At 38.5% G+C, this 23,292-nt stretch carries 20 protein-coding genes; 10 read left to right on the top strand and 10 right to left on the bottom strand.

Features of this window, described 5'->3' with window-relative positions:
* Positions 1–27 precede the first annotated feature (27 nt).
* From AC2D3N_RS12870 to AC2D3N_RS12825, 10 genes are all read right to left on the bottom strand, one after another.
* Entirely contained in the window at positions 28–465 is a 438-nt protein-coding gene (locus AC2D3N_RS12870; RefSeq protein WP_484691065.1) for a YidH family protein, read from the bottom strand.
* Between the two features lie 6 nt (positions 466–471).
* The gene (locus tag AC2D3N_RS12865; RefSeq protein ID WP_484691064.1) at positions 472–1,332 is read right to left on the bottom strand and encodes a bile acid:sodium symporter family protein; all 861 of its coding nucleotides are present in this window, start codon (positions 1,330–1,332) and stop codon (positions 472–474) included.
* A 60-nt stretch (positions 1,333–1,392) separates the two neighbouring features.
* Entirely contained in the window at positions 1,393–1,827 is a 435-nt protein-coding gene (gene gloA, locus AC2D3N_RS12860) for a lactoylglutathione lyase (RefSeq protein ID WP_234996813.1), read from the bottom strand.
* A gap of 101 nt (positions 1,828–1,928) precedes the next feature.
* Positions 1,929–2,717, bottom strand: a complete 789-nt coding sequence (locus tag AC2D3N_RS12855; RefSeq protein ID WP_079681088.1) for an ABC transporter permease — start codon at positions 2,715–2,717, stop codon at positions 1,929–1,931.
* A gap of 4 nt (positions 2,718–2,721) precedes the next feature.
* Positions 2,722–3,750 (bottom strand): glycosyltransferase, encoded by a 1,029-nt coding sequence (locus AC2D3N_RS12850; RefSeq protein ID WP_484691063.1) that lies wholly within the window; start codon positions 3,748–3,750, stop codon positions 2,722–2,724.
* A 101-nt stretch (positions 3,751–3,851) separates the two neighbouring features.
* On the bottom strand, positions 3,852–5,321 hold the full coding sequence (locus AC2D3N_RS12845) for a carotenoid oxygenase family protein (RefSeq protein WP_079681086.1): 1,470 nt from the start codon (positions 5,319–5,321) through the stop codon (positions 3,852–3,854).
* 10 nt (positions 5,322–5,331) lie between these two features.
* Complete coding sequence (locus tag AC2D3N_RS12840; RefSeq protein WP_484691062.1) at positions 5,332–6,693, bottom strand: folate/biopterin family MFS transporter; 1,362 nt, start codon at positions 6,691–6,693, stop codon at positions 5,332–5,334.
* Between the two features lie 273 nt (positions 6,694–6,966).
* Positions 6,967–8,283, bottom strand: a complete 1,317-nt coding sequence (locus tag AC2D3N_RS12835) for a homoserine dehydrogenase (RefSeq protein WP_484691061.1) — start codon at positions 8,281–8,283, stop codon at positions 6,967–6,969.
* Between the two features lie 140 nt (positions 8,284–8,423).
* Positions 8,424–9,248: an SWIM zinc finger family protein gene (locus AC2D3N_RS12830; protein ID WP_079681083.1), complete on the bottom strand. Its 825-nt coding sequence runs from the start codon at positions 9,246–9,248 to the stop codon at positions 8,424–8,426.
* Positions 9,249–9,323: 75 nt separating this feature from the next.
* Positions 9,324–12,452, bottom strand: coding sequence for a DEAD/DEAH box helicase (locus tag AC2D3N_RS12825; RefSeq protein ID WP_484691060.1), 3,129 nt, complete (start codon positions 12,450–12,452; stop codon positions 9,324–9,326).
* A 616-nt stretch (positions 12,453–13,068) separates the two neighbouring features.
* Between AC2D3N_RS12825 and AC2D3N_RS12820 the strand changes: the two genes are divergently transcribed.
* The 10 genes from AC2D3N_RS12820 to AC2D3N_RS12775 all read left to right on the top strand — a co-directional run bounded on the left by AC2D3N_RS12820 (position 13,069) and on the right by AC2D3N_RS12775 (position 23,281).
* Complete coding sequence (locus AC2D3N_RS12820) at positions 13,069–13,311, top strand: hypothetical protein (protein WP_484691059.1); 243 nt, start codon at positions 13,069–13,071, stop codon at positions 13,309–13,311.
* Positions 13,312–13,364: 53 nt separating this feature from the next.
* Entirely contained in the window at positions 13,365–14,642 is a 1,278-nt protein-coding gene (locus AC2D3N_RS12815) for a hypothetical protein (protein ID WP_484691058.1), read from the top strand.
* A 23-nt stretch (positions 14,643–14,665) separates the two neighbouring features.
* Positions 14,666–16,564, top strand: coding sequence for a GTPase family protein (locus AC2D3N_RS12810; RefSeq protein WP_484691057.1), 1,899 nt, complete (start codon positions 14,666–14,668; stop codon positions 16,562–16,564).
* Positions 16,565–16,649: 85 nt separating this feature from the next.
* Positions 16,650–16,895 (top strand): type II toxin-antitoxin system Phd/YefM family antitoxin, encoded by a 246-nt coding sequence (locus AC2D3N_RS12805; RefSeq protein ID WP_484691056.1) that lies wholly within the window; start codon positions 16,650–16,652, stop codon positions 16,893–16,895.
* Entirely contained in the window at positions 16,892–17,278 is a 387-nt protein-coding gene (locus tag AC2D3N_RS12800) for a type II toxin-antitoxin system VapC family toxin (RefSeq protein ID WP_484691055.1), read from the top strand. Before AC2D3N_RS12805 ends, AC2D3N_RS12800 begins: the two co-directional genes overlap by 4 nt.
* A gap of 17 nt (positions 17,279–17,295) precedes the next feature.
* On the top strand, positions 17,296–19,614 hold the full coding sequence (locus AC2D3N_RS12795) for a GTPase (RefSeq protein WP_484691054.1): 2,319 nt from the start codon (positions 17,296–17,298) through the stop codon (positions 19,612–19,614).
* 210 nt (positions 19,615–19,824) lie between these two features.
* Positions 19,825–20,148 carry a hypothetical protein gene (locus AC2D3N_RS12790; RefSeq protein WP_079681079.1) on the top strand — a complete coding sequence of 108 codons (324 nt, stop codon included), beginning with the start codon at positions 19,825–19,827 and terminating at the stop codon, positions 20,146–20,148.
* Positions 20,145–20,528 carry an aspartyl protease gene (locus AC2D3N_RS12785; protein ID WP_484691053.1) on the top strand — a complete coding sequence of 128 codons (384 nt, stop codon included), beginning with the start codon at positions 20,145–20,147 and terminating at the stop codon, positions 20,526–20,528. The genes AC2D3N_RS12790 and AC2D3N_RS12785 overlap by 4 nt, the downstream gene beginning before the upstream one ends.
* A 337-nt stretch (positions 20,529–20,865) precedes the next feature.
* A complete protein-coding gene (locus tag AC2D3N_RS12780; RefSeq protein ID WP_484691052.1) occupies positions 20,866–21,105 on the top strand; it encodes a hypothetical protein in 240 nt (79 codons plus the stop codon).
* A gap of 25 nt (positions 21,106–21,130) precedes the next feature.
* Positions 21,131–23,281 carry a polyribonucleotide nucleotidyltransferase gene (locus AC2D3N_RS12775; RefSeq protein ID WP_079681077.1) on the top strand — a complete coding sequence of 717 codons (2,151 nt, stop codon included), beginning with the start codon at positions 21,131–21,133 and terminating at the stop codon, positions 23,279–23,281.
* The last annotated feature ends 11 nt before the right edge of the window (positions 23,282–23,292 follow it).

The following is a 23,292-nucleotide window of genomic DNA, read 5'->3' as shown; positions in this document are numbered from 1 at the left end:
TAGTGGTTATGTTATATCGAAAGAGGATTAAAAAATTAGGGACTTAACGATTACCCCAATAAAACTAACTAACCCAATGACCAGCAAAGCAACCCCAATAATTTCCGTACTGTAAGAGGCTTCGTAGGTATAGCGATCGCTTTGAATTTGTTCAAGTAAACGACGGTGTTCCCTTAATCCTAAAGCCATTCCTAACATTCCCGTACTAATAAAAGACAGTCCAACAATGACAGAAAATCTTACGGGGTCAATATTAGGATGAAGGTGGGTTTGTTCAATTGTTCTAACAATAGTGGGGATACCAAAACCAAAAGCAATCAACGACAGACAGGTGCGTATCCAAGCCATTAAAGTGCGATCTGCGGCCGCCCGACTGCGGTATTTAGCCATTTCGGTACGATCTACTGCTAAATCATCATTAGAAAGATGTTTAGGGGGTTCTGAATTGACGGGTGGCTGACTCATAATGGGTTAGGTTTCGGGGGTTAAGGAGGCTAATTTTCGCTTATTCCAAAGAGAGTAGGGAACACCTAAAATGGCTCCCAAAATTATATAAGCTATCAGCGTCGGAATCACCTGCTGTTGTACATTATTCAAAATAGCAATAAATAGAGCCAAACCGACATTACGAGCAATACAGGAAATCGCTAGAATTGATCGTTTATCCTCATCTGGCCCCCCTAAAGTGTGTCCAATACCGAGAGAAGCAATGACCAGAATAGCGATCGCAATCATCGGTAATCCCCAAACTTTCAATAATAAAGGGAATCCTAAGATACAGAGTAATATGGCTAATACAAAAAACAAACCATTTGACATAAAAGTTAAAAATTTAGCGATCGCATCTACATATTTAGCCTCATATTTTTGGAGTAAAAGACCGATAATAACAGGTAAAAATTGTACTATAGTCACTTGTTCAGCGACTTCTAAAATCGTTGTGTTTTCTGGAATTCCTTTAAACAAAATGGCGAAAATAGCTAAGGTTATAGGAGTAATAAAAACGGCCAGTAAAGCTAGGGTTAGCTGAAGACTGGCTGAATAACGAAATCTCGCTCCAGCCATTTGCGCTCGCATTGTGGTCAGAGGTGCTCCTGGAGATGCTGCTAGCAGGACTAATCCTATCATTACTCCTGGCGGTAAATTAAACAGTTTTAGCAGGATAATAACGACTAGGGGAACTAACACAACAACGGCTAGAAGCGCACGGAATAGTAAAGCTGGTTTGCGCCAGAAGGAGAGCATTTTCTCAAAAGAAAGATTGAGTCCGATGGCTAACATCAAAGAAAAAATCGTGACTTTGACGAAAATTATAAGCAAAGGATGGTGCATAACTTTACTTTAAATATTTTCCCCTCCCCCTATTAAGGGAAGGGTTTTAATTGTTTAAAATCAAGAACCTAAAGCCGCAACAGTCGTTTCTTTTTCCGAATTTGATCCCTGAGTTCCTAACTGAATTAACTCAATTTTATAACCATCGGGATCTTCCACAAAGGCAATTATAGTGTTTCCATGTTTCATTGGGCCGGGTTCACGGGTAATTTTACCCCCAGCGGCTCTAATTTGTTCACAAGTGGCGTAAATGTCATCCACACCGAGGGCAATATGACCATAACCGGTACCGATTTCATATTGTTCGACGCCCCAGTTATAGGTTAACTCAATCACGCTATGATCGGATTCATCGCCATAACCGACAAAAGCTAAGGTAAATTCACCCCCTGGATAGTCTTTCTGGCGCAGTAGTTTCATTCCTAAAATATCGCAGTAAAATTTTAGAGAACGGTCTAGGTTTCCTACGCGTAACATTGTATGGAGTAGTCTCATTGTTGTTTTTTTTGGTGATGTATTTATATTAATATAACCCATTAATCGTAGTAAGCCCTTTAGGGCTTTCTCCCAGAAAGAGAGTCCTGAAGGACTCACTACTAGGCACCCATTCCTGAATATTGTTTTAATCCCCGTTTCCATAGCCAACGGTTGAGTATAAAAAACAAAATTCCCCAAAAGAACATTATCAATAAACCTCGAAATACATCAACGGGAAATCCCACAATAATAGAAGCAGGAAAATAAACTAGGTAGGGAAAAGGAGTCCATAATGTTATTTCCCGAATCAAGGGAGGAAAGACGGTTAAAGGAGCAATTATTCCTGATAAAAATATATAGGGTAAATACCAAATTTGTTCAATGGCACTGGCTCGTTCCGTCCAAAATGATAATAAAGCAAAGGTATATTGAATAATAAACCGCAGCATAAAAGCTAAAATTAATACGAATAAAAATAATAAGGTTTGTCCTAAACTGGGTATCCAAAAAGATTCGGGATAGAGGGCAAAAAATAAAATAATTAGTCCAATAATAAAGGGAAAACGGGCAAATCGTTCGGCAATATGGCTAAGAAAATGATGCCAAACTGGATCAATCGGTTGTAATAATCGAGGGGAAAGTTTTCCTTGAATTACTTCTTTTTCAAACTCCCAAATCACCCAAACTACATTACTTTGTCGGACAATAAAAGCAGCCAAAAAGTATCGAGCAAACTCAATAGAACTAAGTCCGATATTACCTGTTTCGGAGGCTTTTATCCAAATTCCCATTAAAATAAAAGGTAAGGAACCCGACAATACCCAGAAAAACAATTCGGCTCGATATTCAACCATATAAGCATAGTAGGTTGACAGGAAAGTTCGAGCTATTTTTAAAAAATGTTTCATAATATTATTCAATTAAAATTATTTTTTTGACGAAAATTTCTGAGGTTTTATCTACTTTTGACATTTGTTTTAATTTTGACCATTGTTGTCTTCGATTTAAAAGAGAAGATATTAATAATTTCCAACCTTGAGCAGAAAACAAGGATTTTGAGGAAAAACAAATAGCGTTTTTAACTTTGGCTCTTTTTAACGCCACAAGACTCCAATGTAGTTTAAGATAATCCCTAATATGTTCAAGGCTAGGAAGTTGAATATGATATTTTTGATTAACCAATTTATAGATTTTTTCCTTGATTAAAATATTAGTATCTAATCGCTTTTGCAGGGATATTTTTTGATTAAAAGCTCCCGGCCAAATAGTACGATAGGCTAAACACTGATTAATAAAAATTGCATCTCCAAATTGAGAAATTTTAATCCAAGAATCAATATCATCACAATTAGTATCCAAACTCGAATCCCATCCACCGGATTTGATAAACGCTTCTTTGGAATAGGCGACTTGAATCGGGGTTCCAAATGGCACTTGTTCTAATAACATTCCATAGTGAATATCTTCCTGGGGAATATAATAAACTGTGCCCGGGCCGGTTAAGCGAGTTCGACTTAATTCTTTACCGTCAGGGTCTACTTGAGACGCTGAGACCGAACAAATTACCGCCTGGGAGGATGAATTTTGATTGACTTTAGTTTGATAGGTTTCAATAGCTTTGCTCATTTCTTCAATGCAATTGACCGCCAAATAATCATCATCATCTACGGGTTTAATCCATTCTCCAGAAGCGACTTTAACCCCGGCATTCATCGTGGCAGAATGGCCTAGATTACTGGAGTTGCGATGATAAACTAAACGGTGGTCTCCCTGTTGAGCTAAGGAAGCAGATAAATTACGAACATAGTCTTCTGTTTCGTCAGAAGAACTATCATCTGCAACCACAACTTCACAGGGAATGGTTTGTTTCAATGCAGAATCAATTGCCCGTTTCAGTAAAGCAATGCGGTTATAAGTTGTAATCACGATGCTAAACTTCATCGGACTGCCTCGCTAAAGAGTCTACTAATTCTGTCGTTTTTACCCTAACATATCGAGCGGATCAGCGATCTTACCGTTGTTAGGGTATCAGAGTCTAAACTTCAAAAAGGCACGAAGGTTCCATGTAAACCGTAGGGAATATGATGTTTTAAGTGTAATCGAGCGATCGCACCTTTCCCCAAATCACGACCATCCAAAATTACAATCTCGGAACGATGATTTTCAGAATTATACACCACCGTTAACACCCATCCATCATCCTCGGCGATGGCATTTTTCCGCGGCACAAATATGGGCTCACTGACAAATCCTGTCGGGGCGGCACTCCATAATTGACGCTGATTCATTTTTAAATCCACTTTCAAAATTGCCTGTAGGGGGGCATTTTCTTCGGCATCGTGGGCGGCCCCTAAATATAAATAGCGATAGGGTCTACCGACATAATTTGGATGGAGAGATGGGAATTCACAACAGCGAGATTCAATCAGTTGACGCTCTATTTTTCCCGTGGTCAAACCCAAGGAAAAACGCCATAATTGTCCGGGGTCTAATACACTAAAATCCGTCTCTCGATAATCTTCATTGGGGCGAATTTGGGATAGGGATTGATAACAAATAGAATCCACAAATAAAGTATCATCTTGTTCATAGGCATTGGCATGATGAAACACAAATCCCAAAGGCATTTCAAAATATTGAATTTTACCCTTTTTACCCCTGGGAATCACAATAATCTTAGTCGGTTTTTCGGTTTGAAAGTTAATACATTCTCCCGCCCCCGATAATCCTAATAAATAGGGAATGGGATTGAACTGGACGGGATTTTGGAAGAAAATACAATAATTGGGAGTAATAGCAAAATCGTGAATAAAAGCAAATCCAGGTACAGAATGAACCTGTTTTCTCAGTAACTTTCCTTGGGTAGAAATTTCATAAATTGTAATGGTGGTTGATAACATCGGTTTAATCGAAAAATTGACTAAACAGGGTTCACCGCCATTCCATTCACAATTAGGATCAATTCGAGGATGGGCTGAAAAGGCATCTCCGGGTTCTAAAATCCCCTCTAAGTCATCAATTCCAATAGTTTCTAAACTTTTGGTATCCAGATGATAGGGTTGGGCAGCTTCCCATAATGCTAATAGTTTTCCCGCCCAATAAATAACATTTGTGTTAGCAATATTTTTGATTTTTAAATCCAGAAAATTTGCTAACCATCCTCCGGCTTTTTGGGTTCCAAACACACCCCGATAGAGAATTTTTCCGGCTTTTTGTTCTTCTAAATAACCTTGAGTTTTGACAAATCGATTACAATAGTGGGCAGTACCTTCGGTAAAGCGAATCGCAGATATCATGCCATCGCCATCGAAGGGATGACGAAAACTTTGTCCATTAATATCTAATAAACCTGGGCCATTGCGATAGAGAGTTCCTTCTAGTTCCGTCGGAATTTCTCCTTCAATATCTTCAATCCAATAGTCGTATTCATGGGGTTGAGAAAGATATCCCTTTGCCCAATCTTTGATACTGTAGGATAAGGGATTTGCTGGCTGAGAAATTATATTTTTCATTGTCTCTTAATTAAGGATTTACGGTTAATTGATCAAGTTCTGCTGGTTGAATGGTGACCGTTGGGGGTTCGATTTCTGCACTATTATTTGGCAACCAATGAATTAAGGGAATCGGTAATAAGGTACTCAGGTTAGTAATCATCACCAGTAACCATAATTGGTCAAAATTGGTTTCCGTAATTCCTAACCAATAGGTGAGGACACCTCCTAATTGATAGGAAATTAAACCTGCTAAATTAGAAATAGACATTAATAGGGCAAATAATGTGGCTTCTACCCCTGGAGGACAGAGGCGAGCAGCTAATATCAAAACAGGCATATAGGCAATTTGTCCCATCACGCTTAGGATTAAACTATCCCCTAAACTAAACCAATGATCATCAATTCCTAGGGTTCGGTTGGTGTGGGTGACTAATAGTAACATCGTCATCCCTAATAGGGTGGAAATAATTGTTGACCAAAAAAAGATTGTCCGAAAGGGAAGGGACTTAAAAAATCGTTGAAATAGCCAAATTCCGAGTAGGGATGCCACGCTAGTCACTAAACGAACTCGCCCTAAAAATTCTGGTTGAAATCCTAATTCATTAGTGGTAAAAAAGAAAAATGCCGAATCAGCCGTGGGTGTGGCTTGCCAAATAAAAATAAAGGCCGTAGGCAACCAAATTGATTTTTGGGTGATGGCTTGACGCAGATTTTTAATTTGAGATTTAACCGTTTGCCAATTAGAAGGTTGACCTTGAAATTCTTCTACAATTAATCCCGCCACAATGGAAGTAATTAAGGGAAAAGTTGCTGTAATTAAAAATATGGTTTGTGGGGGAAATTTCTCTAATAAAAATCCTCCTAAATAGGCGGTAATTAATCCGCCAATGGCCGAAGCTCCCCAGGAAGCGGATTGCAGAGAACCAATATTATGAATCGATTCGTGACGGGCTCTTTCAACCACTAAGGAATCGACAATTACATCGCCAATAGCCACGGAAAGGGAACTCAAGGCAATCGCCCCCGTAGCGGCTAAAGGAGTGTGAACAATTGTAGCCAGGGCGACCCAGGATAGGGTTCCTAACAGTCCTGAGAGAATTAAATAGGGACGCCGCCGATAACCAAAAATCGGCAGACCATCGGAAATAAAGCCAAATAGGGGTTTAATAATCCAGGGAATCGCCACAATTCCCAGTAATACCGACACTTGCGCCGGACTCATTCCCAATTCATCCTTGAGGAAAAAACTCACCCCCAAACGGGCCAGTCCTAAAATTCCCTGGACAAAGTACACCAGCAAAATGGCGATCAGTTCTGGGGTTGGCTCGTTGTCAAAAAATACGGTTTTCTTAAAGAATTGCTTGGTTTTGGCAATGCTTGGTGCAGTCATCAGGATTTTGTAAACAAAAATTAAGAAATATGAATATATCTATCATAACCTACGGATCTACACTCCTAATCAGTCATCAGTTGTAGGGGCGGGTTCATCAAGATGCGCGGTGATTAGCAAAGATCTAAAAGAACCCGCCCCTACCAGTTAACTGTTTTTAGCCCACAAATATTAACAATGAACTCTTTACTGTCAACTGATAACTAATAACTTTTACACTGATAACTGATAACTCTTACACTGATAACTGATAACTGTTTACTGATGACTGATTTACAGTACCCTTAAAATACTAGGAATACTGTCAATTTCATCAAAACCTTTAATTTCACTTAAAGCTTGATTAAAATTACCCTCCAAAACATCATGGGTAACCACAACAATTTCTGCTAAATTTTCATGAAATCCCGTTTGTACAATCGATTCTATACTGACCTGATGCTGACCAAAACAAGTGCCTAATTTGCCAATTACCCCAGGAGAATCCTTAGTCAGAAACCGAGTATAAAAACGGGTGACTAGATCCTCCATCGGCGCAATTTTACAGTAATGTTGATGACTACAACTCATCATTTCATGGGGAATAATCGGATTAACGACTTCTGCTTCTTGCATTTGTAAAACAGCAATAATATTCAACATATCAGAAACTACAGCACTCGCCGTAGGCCCCGATCCGGCTCCCCTGCCAAAAAACATTACCTGTCCAATCGGTTCTCCTTCAACTAAAATGGCATTATAAACATCATTAATACTGGCTAAAGGATGGGAAAATGGAACTAAAGTCGGATGAACTCGAACCGATAATAAATCCTGTTCGGGAGTCGCCTGGGGATTTCGGCTTGCGATCGCTAATAACTTAATCACAAATCCCAATTTTTCCGCATAGGTGATATCCGTCGCCGTCACCTTTCTAATCCCTTCACAATAAACCTGTTCTAACTTAATTCTGCCTCCAAAAGCTAAGGACGCCAGAATCGCAATTTTATCTCCTGCATCTAAGCCATCAATATCGGCGGTGGGGTCAGCTTCTGCATATCCTAACCGTTGAGCATCCGCTAAAACTTCAGAGAAATCTGCCCCCTCATTTTTCATCCGGGTCAAAATATAGTTAGTTGTCCCATTAATAATTCCGGTGACTGTTTGAATCCGATTCGCAGCCAAGGATTGTCTTAACGGTTGAATCACCGGAATCCCGCCCCCAACGGCGGCCTCTAACATCACATAAACCCCTTTTTTATTCGCCGCATCAAAAATTTCACTCCCATAACGGGAAATCACGGCTTTATTGGCGGTAACAATATGCTTGCCATTTTCAATCGCTTGTAGAATGAGCGATCGCGCTGGTTCCAAACCGCCGATTAATTCCACCACAATATCAATGGCCGGATCAATGACAATTGCTTCTAAATCCGTTGTCAGCATATGTTCGGGTATATTGACACTGCGGGGTTTAGCAAGCGATCGCACCCCTACCCGATGCAAACTTAACTCCGATAACAAGGGATGACGACCCTCCGGGTTGGACAGAATTTCAACCACTCCGGTTGCAACTGTTCCTAGTCCTAATAAACCAATTTTAAAAACCACGATTCTAAACCATCCCTAACGCAAGGCTACACTTCTCATTTTTACATTAGAGGTTGACAATCTTGATGAATATGATCACCTACTTGATATGGTTTTTAACATATCAGATACTAAATTACCCTATTTTGTTGATTGATCAATTAATTTTCTTCCCGATTAAGTGCTACTAAAACCGCTTGCTGGCTGACATTTTTGTAGACTGTTTCTAAATATTGCATCACAATATCTGTGTCAGATAATGTAGAACGATTTGTAGACTTCATCCCGATTGTGGCTAAGGTCATTGCCCCTAAAATATCAAGTACCGTTTCACTACTCGGAGGCGGTGTAATCACAACTAAAGCAGAATCTAGCTGTTGAGAGTAATTCCAAAATTGATCAATTTTTAACGAATTAGGATTAAATTTTATCGTTATTTCTTCCGAGGTAGCAACGTTAATTTCATCTTTACTTTGACCTCGCAACTGTCGTAAAGCATTAATAATTTGTTCGGCATTTTTTCCCCTCAGTTGAAATAAAACGAAAGGATCTTCACTAAAGCGATCGCCTAACATATAATAAACTGCGGCAATATGTTTACAGGGATTAGCTTGATCTGGACAACTACATTCAGAATGAACATTATCTAGGGAAAAAGGAAATAATCTTAACCCATTGGCGGCAAACACATCCTCAATATCCGGCGGCATTTCTCCGGCTAATAATTTAGCACTAAAAATTGCCCGTTGTGATAGGGTGGCGATAATATAATTCCATTCTTCATTACTAAATATATCTAACCACAAGGAAACGGTATAAGGTTCAATTTGAGTCCCCTGAACCTGTGCTAAAACTTTTTGATCTTTAAATTCAATATTTAAAACGTTACCTTCTCTCGCGTAATTTCTAGCCCGTTCCAAGCGTTTTTTAAACCGATATTTGTCTAATAAATCTAACCATTGTTGTGACCACCATTCTTGACTCATTTTATCCTCCTTGTTGTTGCGCTTTAGCGCACATAATTTTTATAAGATAAGATGCGCTTAAGCGCAACAACGGGGCTATAATGGGATTTCTTCTTCAATAATTGAGTTCCGATCTAATATTAATAGATCTCTGAGTTGATCAGTATCTAAAGCTGTTAACCAATCTTCTCCCGCACTAACAACCTGTTCCGCTAACGCTTTTTTACTTTCAATTAAATCATGGATTTTTTCCTCTAATGTTCCTGTACAAACGAATTTATGGACTTGTACATTGCGGGTTTGACCAATTCTAAAAACTCGATCTGTCGCCTGATTTTCCACTGCGGGGTTCCACCATCGGTCAAAGTGAAAAACATGATTCGCCCGGGTTAAATTTAATCCTACTCCTCCGGCTTTTAACGATAATATCATAATTGGAGGAGCTTGGGGATCATTTTGAAAGCGATCAATCATTTCTTCCCGTTTATTTTTTGAGGTACTTCCATATAGAAATAATATTTCTCGTTGAAAATAATGTTCTAAATAGGGTTGTAATACTTTTCCCCATTCAGCAAATTGAGTAAAAATTAAAGCCCGATCGCCTTCTGCTAAAACCTCATCTAACATTTCTGTTAAACGTTGTAATTTTCCTGAATATTGAGTTTTAATTATATCTGATTTTTTACTATTTTTAACTTTAGCTTCGATTAAAACCGGATGGTTACAAATTTGTTTCAGTCTGACTAATAAAGCTAAAATCATTCCTCGACGTTGAATTCCTGCCGCATCATCAATTTTTTCTAAGGAGTCATCAACAATTTTTTGATAGAGGGTTGCTTGTTCAGTTGTTAAAGGACAAAATACTATATTTTCCTGTTTTTCCGGTAAATCTTGAATAATATCCTTATCGGTTTTTAAGCGACGTAAAATAAAGGGTTGTACGAGCGATCGCAAAATCTTTAAAGAATCCGTATCCCCATATTTTTCAATGGGAATAGCAAACCGTCGTTGAAAAAATAGTCGTTGTCCTAAATACCCTGGATTCAAGAAATCCATAATTGACCACAATTCCGAGAGGCGATTTTCTACCGGAGTTCCTGTTAGTGCTATTTTAAACGATGCGTTAATATTTTTAATGGTTTTTGACTGTTTAGCATCGGGATTTTTAATATTTTGAGCTTCATCTAATACCAGTCCTTGCCAAGTTACTCCTTGCAATTCTTTCTCGTCTCGGAAGGTTAACGGATAACTGGTAATCACTAAATTTTTATCTTGAATTATTTTAGTAAAATTATTACCTTTAGCCCGTTTATCGCCATGATGAACCATAACTTTTAGGGTGGGACTAAACTTTTTAACCTCCCGTTCCCAATTTCCTAAAACCGATGTTGGACAAACCAATAAAACTGGATTTTCTAAACTATTCTGTTCTTTTAAATGTAGTAAAAAAGCAATAAATTCTATGGTTTTTCCCAATCCCATATCATCAGCCAAACAAGCTCCTAAACCCCATTGTTCTAGGAAAGACAACCAACCTGCACCTCTAGCTTGATAAGGTCGTAATTCCCCTTTAAAATCTTTAGGATTCGGAATCGGTTCTAAGTTACGATTATTGGTTAAAGTATTTAATAATTCCTGTAATTTTCCTCCCGCTTCAAAATTAACAACAGGTAATTTTTCAATCATTTGAGTATCTCCCGTTGATAACCTTAACGCATCTTCTAAGGAAAGCGTCATTTCATCTTTGCGCTGACTAAAAAATATCTTTGCCGATCTAATATCCGATTCGCGTAATTCTACCCATTCCCCATTAATTTCTACTAACGGACTTTCCTTAGCAACTAAGCGATCAAATTCCGCCTTAGTCATGGTTTGACCACCAATTGATAATTGCCATTTAAAGTTTAATAGACTTTTTAATCCTAATCTTTCATTAGTTTTTAATTTAGGGGTTTCTGCTTTAATACTTAATCCTAATCGACTCGCCCACCCCTCTCGATTTGCTAAACTCGGAGGTAATATTACCCCTAAACCACTATCAGTAAAGCGCCAAGCATAGCTTTTCAAGAATTGATAAGCTTGTAAAGGATTTAAACTACAGCTTTGGGGGCGTGCTTGCTGTAAACTGGTTTCAATTACCGGATATAATTTTGAAGCCAGTCCTAAGCCTTTTAACAGGGTTTCTTGGGGATGTTTAATGGTTCTCCCTCGATAATTAAATGAGTCAACAGGATGATTCCAAACAATATTAGAATTAACAATAAATTCAGGTTGATCAATAGCTTGTAGACAATATTCTAATTGCCAATTAGAATTATATTCCGTGGGAGGATGTAAACGAAAAGCCGTCGAAAATAGATTAAATTCAGATAAAGAATATTGTAGGGGAGAAGTCCAATTTTTTAAAGTGGTTTCTAGGAATTCTATTTCTGTTAATTCAGCATTAATAGTATTTTCTTTTTGTCCTAAACTCTGTAACCATTTTTGCCAAATTGGAAGTGATACAATCGCTTTTTGATCAACTTCTTTAGCTATATTTCTCACCTGTTGATCAATCATTATCGATAAAAAATTAATAATAATATCCTCAGCAGACAGGGGTAAATTAATCGCCAAACTATCACCTTCTATTAACTCCTGATATACTCGACAAACCGTTGGCATTTGTTGGGCAAAACGTAATAATCTAGCTTGATCAATCGCACTATCAAGAAGCGGTTGCCATTGAGATATAATAGTTTGATCAGATTGTTTAATTAATCCGGGTAAAAATTTAGATCGGGCTAATAAATCCAAACTCCAACGGGCAATATGTGACCAAAAACGTAGATCTTCCCCCAGGTCGGAATCAGATGTTATAACGGTATTCAAGGGTAGAGATTGTAAAAATTGAAACGCTTGTTTGGGATTAAGAGAAATTCCCGTAATTTGCCAAGGATAAAGATAGGATTTAGGAATATTAGTTGTAGCAGAATAAATCGGAGTCAGTTCTCCAGATTCAGAAATATTTGTTGGTAACGCTATAATTTGTTGGGATGGAATATTTGATAAACCAATATTTTTTAATAAGGGTTGAGTCAATAATTCTGTATCATTTAAAGCAAAAGGATAGGGGAAAATTGCTTCTGAATAAAAGGACTCTGACGGGACTCGTCGCCAGGTTTCTCCCCATAGAAAGAAAGACCCACCCGGCGTCATGCACCAACTTCCATGTAAAATTGCCATTTAGTCAACCTGTAACTGTGCTGTATTGATTATATTCTGTCTTGATTCATTAAAACATAATTTAAAAATTAGAGATTTTATTAAGATTTGACTGAATTAAGATTCAATTTTCATAAAATTAATTTTAAACATCTATTTGGAATTGATTAATAGTAGTTAAAATACGGTCTATCTCCCTGTAAATAGGCATTTCAACCTCTGGATTCACTTTTTGTCACTTTTTGTCACTTTTTTCACCTCTGAATTCACTTTCTGGCAACTTTTTTTCCGTGAGAGGGTGGTAGCCTATTGGCATCATCAATTTTGTTCGATAGGTTTCAACCTGTCGCTACAAAGTTAAAGTCCGCCTACGCACACTCAGAACAGATCCAAGAAACCGGGTTTTCCCCAAAAAATTCAGATTCAAGAGTTCAGGAGATTAACCAATGAACAACGACTTAACAAGTTTCGGCTTTTTGCGTAAAAGTTGCGGCTGAAATTGGATACCTAGATAGAGAGTTGCGAGGAGTTATTTAGCGGTGGCCAGTACGCGATCGCGCTACACCTCGTACTTAAGGTAAACGGCAGTCTTAATTAGAGAACTTGCATAACCCAAAATTATTAGGAGTGAAAATCCATGACTCAAAACCTGAATAATGCTTTGAATGGTCTGAGTGATGAACTAAAACGTCATCGTCGCAGTACCGAGCCTTATGAAGACAATAGTCCAGCCAGTGACCATGTTGAGGAAGATCATCACCATGAGGAAGATTATCACGATGAAGACGATCATCACGATGGTTGTGTTTATGGCGGTTACGACCACGATGATGACCACGATGATGGAGGTTGTGATGGCGGTGATGACGGAGGCGACTGATAAATTTCAACCTTGCTATTGCTAATAAACATAATTTGAGTGCATGAGGTTATATGCCAGTTCCCTATTTCTTTGTGGCTATAAGTGGATTTATGACCATGACTGCCAGCCGAATTATATCAGTGGTTGCTAGTAGAAAGCTCACCGACAAGTCCTCCAAGGGAAAGCCGTCTAATCCACCTGATAAAAGTGAGCTAGTGAGGCGAGATGAGCGATCGCGTAAAGCTGAAGCTGAGTATTTACGCGGTAAAACCCAAAGAGAGAAGGAATTGCTTAATATTCAAGCTGACCTTGCTAATATGAGGGAAGTTGAAGTACGAGCAAACATTGAAATTGCCAAAGCACAAGCGGAACGAGAAGATCGCGCCCTTGAAATTTCTGAACGAACCTTACAACTCAAAAAACAAGAATTAGACTTAGCCAAAAGTCGTTTAAAACAGGAGGTAAAGATCGCCGAAGGTCAGAGAGAACAGGTAGAGAAAGCCTTACGACTACGGGAAAGAGAACTTCAAATCATGGAAGAAGAACTCACCGAAAAACGTAACTTGAGTTATTTGTATCTCGATATTTTGCGCGAACAAGAAGCCCTGAAAATCGCCCTGAAAATTCAAGAAATTCAGTCAAATTGGGATTTGAAAAATTGGGCAGGGATTATTAGCCGTGAGGAGATGCAAAAAATCTTAATAGAAGGACAGAAAAAGCATCGTTTATTGATGATGATTTCTCCCCCTGATATTGAAGATTGTCCAGAGTTTAATACTAATCTACAAAAAGAGGTCAGAAGTGAAGTTAAAGAATTTCTGGAAAGATATTATCCTCTTAATGATGTTTGTCCCGTAGAATATTACGGTAAGTTTTTCAAGAATTCAATTTTTGATGCGGAGGTAAAACAATTATCTAGTGATTTATCACCAGTTCCTACAGCCGTCATTTATAGTGATATTACCGACCAAAAGGTTTACTTTCATGTTACCTTTTGGGGTTTAGAAGAATCTCTGTCAGTGACACTACCTTGGAATTGGAAAGAAGAACAACAAAAATTGATGTCAGAGGGTTTAAGTGAAGAAGATAGTTTGCAAACAGTTCGGCAATCAATTGTTAAAATTCATCAATTGGTAGCAGCATTTTTAGCGGATTTATACTATCTTAATATTAATCCACTGCATCAACCGCGTCTATTTGAAATGGAATCAGATATTCCTATAGAATGGATGCAAACTAACTTAGGGATACTCAAAGAAATTCAGGAAGAAAAATTAGCTGAGTATCAGGCAGAGTTAGAAAAACCAAAGTTTGAACCGATTGATTGGTTTATTAATTGCCAAAATTAGTTACTTAAAGCAAGGAGTATATCGTGGTTAAAACAGCATTACAGACTCTAAGATTCATCTTTTCCGATCGTCCCGATGTTCTTAAATTACTCGATCTCAGAGAATTAGATTTAGAAGGTAGAGTAGATGCAGAATTTGTTCAAGCACAATCAAAACGAGAGCTATTTCCTGAACCCGTTAATTTTTATGCTACAGGACGGACAAGTGCAGGTAAAACAACCTTAGCAACTACTTTTATAGATCCCAATCAAGAACTCGCTGAGACGATCAAATCAGTTTTACCCCGTACAGGGAAAACTGACTGTACCTGGATGGATGTTTTCTTCCAGATGCGGAGTAATTTACGTTACTTTGATCTTCCAGGCGCAGGGGGATGTAATGAAACTTACGAAAACATTAACAGAGCTACCTTACTTTTACCTCAAATTGACGATGAAGATGAAGGTTTAAAGCCAATCAATAAGTTTGAATTATGGAATTTATCAGATTATCCGACTACAAAACAAGTCGTCAAAAGAGTAGTTTCTGTTACTGAATGGCAATCCCAAGAAAATCAGCAAAATGTTAAGCCTGATATCATTCTTTATGTTGTTGCCCCTCATCGCGGTTTTGTCCGAGAAGATGGTAAATATTTACGCTCTTTACTGCGACAACAAACCAAACAAAGCAACAAAAATAAAGTAATTTTTGCCCTCAATATTTTCTATAATCCAGATGGGTCACAGATTACCACTAAAGAAAATATTGAAGATTCCCGGCAGCAGATTACAAAGATTTTCCAAGAGTTTTATCCCCATGTACCAGTTCCTATTGTTGAAGTAAACTGCTTAACTGGAACGGGGGTAAACAAGATCACTGAACTTATGTGTCAAATGTTGCCAGATAATAAGATTGGTAACATGGGACAAGTTCTACAAGATGAATTAAAATCTTTTGCGAAAAAAGAGCGTAGTCGTCGTTATCGCAAAGCATTGATTCACATTGCCAGTCGTTTAGCTACCTGTGTTGTCGATCAAAAATTAGGGGATCAAGACTTACTCAATGAAGCATATATGGCTATTGCTGATTATGGTATTCGAGTATTCAGAGAAGAGGATGCTCTTTTAGAAGCTCAACAACAACTCAATAGTGCTATAGATCGCTTGGCTAAAGACGCAAAAATTTCACGACAGGAAGCAGAAACCATTTTAGTTCCTGATATACGTTATGTAGATAAAGAAGTGGAAGAAAGTGATTGGATTCCTGATGTTCAAGATGTAGAGGTTAAACAGCAAGTTGTAGATTATGAAGAATCTCAAGAGTCAAGAAAAGAATGGGTTGATGGAGAGCGATCAGCAGGTCGTATTGCTGGTGGTGTTGCTGTTGGCGGATTAGCAGGTTTAGGTGGATTGGCTGCTGGTTTAATGGGTTTAGCTGCTGCTGGTGTTACAGTAGCAACTGGTGGACTAGCAGCCCCTCTAGCTGCTGCTGTAATAGGTGGTGCTTTAACAGGTGGTGCAATGGGAGCAAGTAAACAAAAGAAAGAAGTGACCGTCACAGAGGATGTTATTAAGCCTCTTGTCAAAACAATTACAACTACTGAAAAACGCTTAGTGGGCATGAAAGAAGTTAAGAAAAAAGTTGTCAAACAAGTACAAGAATTGTTTGAAAAAGAAAAAGTTGTCGGTCAAAAATATTTACAAGGTGGCTACCCTGTTGTTGAAAACCTATTAGCTATTGGTTTAGGGATTGAAAAGGCTAATCCACAACTAGATTTACAGGCTAACTTTCAAGCAATTGTGAATAATGGAAGGCAGGAAGTCAAAGCTACTTTGCAATCCTATGCAGAAGAGATTAACAATTTAGCCGTAAACCAGAATGCTCGGTATGCAGAGGAGCAAATCGTAAATATTTTAGAGCGGATTTTGTTACAACTCAGTTAGCGAAAGTGGGGGTAGGTAATACCTACTCCTTTTCAAAAAAATGCTCGCTTGAATAATTCTTATTTTCACTTAGCAAAACTCAACCATGATTACTCTCAACATAGATGACATTCAGCAGAATTTATCAGGATTTATCAAACTGATTCAAGAAGGTAATAGCTTAATTATCACTCAAGCTAATCAACCTATTGCTGAAATTAAACCCATACCCACAAACCAATCTCAGAAAGAACGCCGTCCTATTGGTTTATGTGAGGGTGAATTTGTTGTACCTGATGATTTTAATGCTCCCCTTCCTGAAGAAATTATTAAATTATTTGAAAATCCATGAAAATTCTGTTAGATACTCATATCTTTCTGTGGTTTATTACTAATAATAAACGACTTCCTCAAAAATTTTGTGATGCTATTAGTAATCAAGATAACGAGATTTACCTCAGTGTAGTTTCTGTTTGGGAAGCAATGATTAAATATCAATTAGGAAAATTACCATTACCAGAATCTCCTGAAATTTATCTTCCTCAACAGCGTGAAAAGCATCTAATTTCTAGCTTATCTATTGCTGAAACTACGATTACTCAATTAGCTAAATTACCACCATTACATAATGATCCTTTTGATCGTCTTTTACTCTGTCAATCTTTAGAGCAGGATTTAATCATTATGACAGAAGATCAAGCAATTCTCTCTTATCCAATGGCAAATTTTTTCTAAAAATTAGGTGACATATTATGTACTTCCAACTTAATCCACCCTCTATATCTCAAATTCGTGCTAAATTAATCATTGAAAAATTAGCAAATTATCCGCAAAATATCAGCACTATTAATATTTTTGCTACTGGAAGAACTCACAGTGGTAAAACAACATTAGGAAATCGTTTATTGGGAATTGATTACTTCCTATCAACTGGTCGTCAAGATTGTACTAAAGAAATTAACTTGATTGAATTTCCCATTGGTTTAAAATACTTTGATCTTCCGGGTATTTGTAGTGATGATTTTTTAGAAAATTATAATCGTGTTGCTTTAAATGTCAAGCAATTTGATGATTTTCCTTTGGTTTCAGAAGTCAAGTTATTAACATACAAAAAAGATCAAGAACCTTCTGAACAAAATTTAACTATTAGTCACTATAAAAGTCTGAATTTTCAACCTGATTTAATTTACTATTTGATTGCTCCTGATAAACAGTTCGCAAGGGGAGACAGAAAATACCTCAGAGACTTGTTAAAACATCATCAAAATATCATTTATGTTTTCAATATGTTTGTCAATAAACAAACAGGAATGAGTTATTTTGCCACTGAAGCTAATATTCAAGATGTGACTACTCAAATACTCAAAGTTCATCGGGATATTTTAGGAGAAGGTTCTCAACCGATGATTGTCGGTGTTAATTGTTTAACAGGAGAAGGAATCTCAGAATTATTACATCAATCTCAACAAATGTTATCAGGTCAAAAAGGGATAATTTTCCAAGAATTAATTAACTATCAACAACAAAAAACACCTGATGAATATGTAAGTCAAGTTAAACGAGAATTAGTCAGAATATATGCTCATTCTGCTTGTGAAAGAGCTACAGGTACAGATACTTGTGATCAACCTTTACATAAAATTTGTTACACCCTATTCGATTTTTTGATCAGTCTTCCTATTCAATCTGAACAAGCAGATAATTCCATTGCCCAACAAGTCAATGCTATTGTTCAGCAAATATTAGCTAATCCAATAGAACAAAATAAATCTGAATCTTTTGAGGATAAAATTGATTATGTTAATCGAGCGGTTGATTATATTTTAAATGAAAGCATTGATTCTTTTAATGATTTAATTAAAACCTATATTTCAGAGGTGCAAAAACAAGGATATGAACTCAGGGATCAAGAGTTAGAAGAATGGAAACAAGAGAAAGAATCCTACGGAGAACAATTAGAATCTAAATGGAATCTAATTTCATCAAAGCTTGAAGACCTAGAGCCAATTCGTAATTCTATCGAATCACTTGATCATGAAATTACTAAGGATAGAACAAAACTTAACTCTCGTGAAGAAGCTCATAATGCTAATTATGTTAGCATTTTATCCCGTCGCCAGAGTTATAATGCTCGTTACGAAAGATGGAGAGATCGACGAGATCGATATAACGCTAATATTGACAGAATTAATCGTAGTTCTGCAAGACCAACTTATGAAACTGAACAGTCAATTAAACAAGAAAGGAATTATCTTGAACGGGAAATAAGCTCTATTGACTCTGAGGATAATTATATCAATGCTCTAGCAAAAGAGTGGCAAGAAGAAGGTGAACGTATTGATGTAGAAAGGGCAAAATTTAATGACAAAATTGACAAGATTAATGATAAAATCAATAAGCACGAGCGCCTGAGAAAGTCAATTCAAGAACTCCAGAAAGAACGTAATAAATTTAATAAAGATGCTCAAGATGAGATTAATTTCTGGCGACAGTTTCTCATTGCTTTTGAAAACGAATTAGGCTCTCTTGATGAAAAAATTAATGCTAGAATTGAGGAAATGAATGTTCATGTTAGAGAAATAATAAGTCGTCTAAGTGCAAATTATTCCGAGCAATTTTATGATCCAGAAGATGCAATTAATGAGTTACAAGAAGTTGTTAACTGTTGTCTTGATAAATTGAGTGTGTTTGAATCTCAAATTTTTACTTTTCATCAAGAGCTTAATCATTGTATTTTTAGAGTGAATATCAATAAAATGGTGATTCAAGTTTTGCAAAAAAACACAGAACATTATTTTGATGAAACAGGTGAGTTTGAATATAGAGGAAGTCATTATCATTTTTTCCGTCAGCATGGTGTTACTCTTGGATTAGCTTTAACAACCATGACTCTTATGGGTTTTGAAGGAGAGTATGAAGACTTTTATAATGCTTTATTGCGTAAAGTTGAGAAATTGGGTCATTTTCCCGATCATCCAGTAGAAAGTAAAATGCTCAGTTTGTTAGAATCAAATATTAATTCATTATTCGATTCTTCTTTTGAGGAGGTAATTAGACAAGCTGTTTTATAGTCATCAATCAGATGTAATTCAATTCTGGTAAACTGTACTATAAACAAAAAGTTCTGATCACGATCGCGCCTCTCCCATCTCCCCATCTCAAAGCCCGTCTCTCCCATCCCCAATCACCAAAAGCGCGATCGCACCTCTCCCATCCCTAACTTGACAAAATAATATTTATTAGCTATAATAAAACATAGTAAAATTTACTTTATTAAAAACATGACGAACTTATCAGAGAAGCGACAAGTAAGACGGGGTAGAATCTTAAAAGAAAATACCATCCCCCCCGAAGAATTAGCAAAACGCAAAGCAGAAAGAACTCAATTAGGTCTGCGTTGCCGAGCGATATTTGAAAGACTACGCCCCCAATTAATAGATGAATATTATAATTATTTCATTGCTATCGAACCTGATAGTGAAGATTATTTAATTGCACCCCAATTACCCAAGTTAATTGAAAAAATACGCGAGATTTATGGCGAACAAAATATTAAAATGACCGCATTTCGTCTCAATGAAAGAGGAACCTGTGGCATGATATGATCGCAGGTACATTTGGTGAAAATGGGCAGTTATTCTTTGAAATTGAATTAATTGCAACTCATGGTGAATCCTTTCCAATAGAAGTGTTGTTCGACACTGGTTTTACCACAGGTTGGCTGGCAATTAATTCTCAAGACCTACAAGCCTTACAATGGTCTTTAATTGCTCCCCAAGTCGAGATGCAGACAGCGCGGGGAGATGAGTTTTTTGATATCTATGAAGGCAAAGTAATTCTGGATGGAGAAGAATTTATTATCCCAGTTCATGTTGGCGATGAACTGCCTGAAATTTTAATAGGTTCTCAATGGCTAGAAATGATGGAGTTAGTTGTCAATAAATCTAGGGGTATTTTGACATTAGATATGGTAAATTCTATGTGAAAGATTATCGAACTTATGCTGATCAAGGGTCATAAGTACCTTGATAACTGCTATAAATCCGGTATCCGGGGAATACTAAATCTTAGAAATAGACATGGCACTAATTCGGTAGTAATATTATGCCATTATTCTAAGTTAAAAAAAGCCTCAGAAGGGGGCGGGTTTAGTCAGGTGATCGGTTAGAATCAAAGAATTGTTAAGAACCCGCCCCTACAGTATTAACGAGTTAAAATTAGCCCCAACCCCGATAATTGAGGATAGGTAGTTTGGTTCTCAGTCCCGTTAAGATTACATTTGTTGACCCAAATATATGGGATTGAGAGGGTCAGCAACTATAATGAAGAACGGAACTCAGGTTTCTCAAACACAGGGATTCAGTCGAAATCAACCTCAATCGGTGAGGTCGGATGGGATTGGAGATCAGAAACCTCAGTCCAACTTTAAAACTCCCTCTGTTGCTTGTGAAATCGTGGCTAGAAGACTGTTAACTGTTCATAAGGAAGGGTTGACGGCGAGTGTTTATACACTCCCTACCCATGCTCATCACCGTGTTACGATGGCGACAGAGAGAGAATAGTGGAAGAAGAAGGAAGATAAAATACATGGAAGAGATCATTAAGTCGATATCGTTTGATGGAAGGGATATTCGACTCAAAATAGGTTTACTTGCGCCACAGGCAGGTGGAGCCGTGTTAATCGAGTCGGGAGATACATCAGTTCTAGTGACTGCGACTCGCGCCGAAGGTAGACCCGGATTGGACTTTCTACCCTTGTTGGTGGACTACGAGGAGCGACTGTACGCGGGGGGAAGAATTCCAGGGGGATTCTTACGTCGGGAAGGTCGTCCACCCGATCGCGTTACCTTAACCAGTCGTTTAATTGACCGTCCCTTACGTCCTCTGATTCCTCATTGGTTGCGGGATGATATTCAGGTGGTGGCCACAACCCTGTCGATGGATGAACAAGTACCCCCGGATGTGTTAGCGGTGACGGGTGCTTCTGTAGCAGTAATTTTGGCAAGAATTCCCTTTTTTGGGCCGATGGCTGCGGTACGAGTTGGGTTAGTCGGAGATGACTTTATTATTAACCCGACTTACCGGGAAGTGAAAAATGGGGATTTGGATTTAGTCGTGGCGGGTTCCCCCGATGGCGTGGTGATGGTGGAAGCAGGTGCGAACCAACTACCGGAACAGGATATTATCGAAGCGATCGACTTTGGTTATGAGGCGGTTTGTGATTTAATCAAGGCCCAAGAGGAATTAATGCGAGACTTGGGAATTGAGGTCAAACCTGGGGAACCCCCAGAGGGAAATCAGGGGTTAATCCAGTTTGTCCGTGACCGTGTGACTCTCCCGGTTAAACAAGTTCTCCAACAACATGACCTGGATAAAACCGCCCGGGATGCCAACCTGGATAAAATCAAGGCAAGTGAGGTCGTAGCTCCCATTGAAGCTCTGCCCGAAGATGATCCGATCCGGGTGGCGGTGGCTGAGGATTCTAAGTTGGTGAGTCAGATTTTCAAGGACATCACCAAAACCTTGATGCGTCAGCAAATTGTTCAAGATAGTGTGCGGGTGGATGGTCGCAGCTTGGATCAGGTGCGTCCGGTATCCTGTAAGGTCAGTTGTTTGCCGAAACGGGTACATGGCAGTGGTTTGTTTAATCGCGGTTTAACTCAAGTATTATCAATTGCCACTTTGGGGACGCCGGGAGATGCTCAGGATTTGGATGACTTGCATCCCCAGGAAGAAAAACGCTATATGCACCACTACAATTTTCCGCCTTATTCGGTTGGAGAAACCAAACCCATGCGATCGCCCGGACGTCGGGAAATTGGTCACGGAGCTTTAGCAGAACGGGCCTTAGTTCCGGTATTACCTTCTAAGGATCAGTTTCCCTATGTAATTCGGGTGGTTTCAGAGGTCTTATCTTCTAATGGTTCAACGTCCATGGGTTCGGTCTGTGGCTCAACACTAGCACTGATGGATGCCGGGGTTCCCATTTCTAAACCCGTGAGTGGGGCGGCGATGGGATTAATTAAAGAAGGGGAAGAAGTTCGGATTCTCACCGATATCCAAGGAATAGAGGACTTTTTAGGAGATATGGATTTCAAGGTGGCGGGGACAGATACCGGAGTCACTGCCCTACAAATGGATATGAAAATCACCGGGTTGCCGATGAAGACGGTGGCGGATGCCATTTATCAGGCAAAACCTGCCCGACTGCATATCCTGGAAAAAATGTTAGAGGTAATTGGCAAACCTCGTTCGGATTTATCGCCCTACGCCCCTCGGTTATTAACCTTGAAAATTGATCCCGATTTGATTGGTTTGGTAATTGGGCCTGGTGGGAAAACCATTAAGGGGATTACGGAAGAAACCGGAGTCAAGATTGATATTGATGATGATGGTACGGTCACAATTGCTTCCACCGATAGCGAAAATGCCGCCCGCGCCTATCAAATCATTCAGGGAATGACCCGCAAACTGAATGCTGGGGATGTCTATGTGGGCCGAATTACTCGGATTATTCCGATTGGCGCCTTTGTGGAATTACTCCCCGGTAAAGAGGGAATGATTCATATTTCCCAGTTGGCAGATTACCGGGTTCCTCGGGTGGAGGATGAAGTCTCGGTCGGGGATGAAGTGATTGTCAAAGTTCGGGAAATTGACAGTAAGGGTCGGATTAATCTTACCCGTCTGAATATTCACCCCGATGAAGCTGCGGCTGCCCGGACTGCGGCAACGAAATAGATCAGACTGTA

The sequence above is a fragment of the Planktothrix sp. PLAVEN19ND genome (assembly GCF_057220675.1).
The sequence above is the reverse complement of the archived record's forward strand: the minus strand, read 5'-3'. Positions and strand labels throughout refer to the sequence as shown.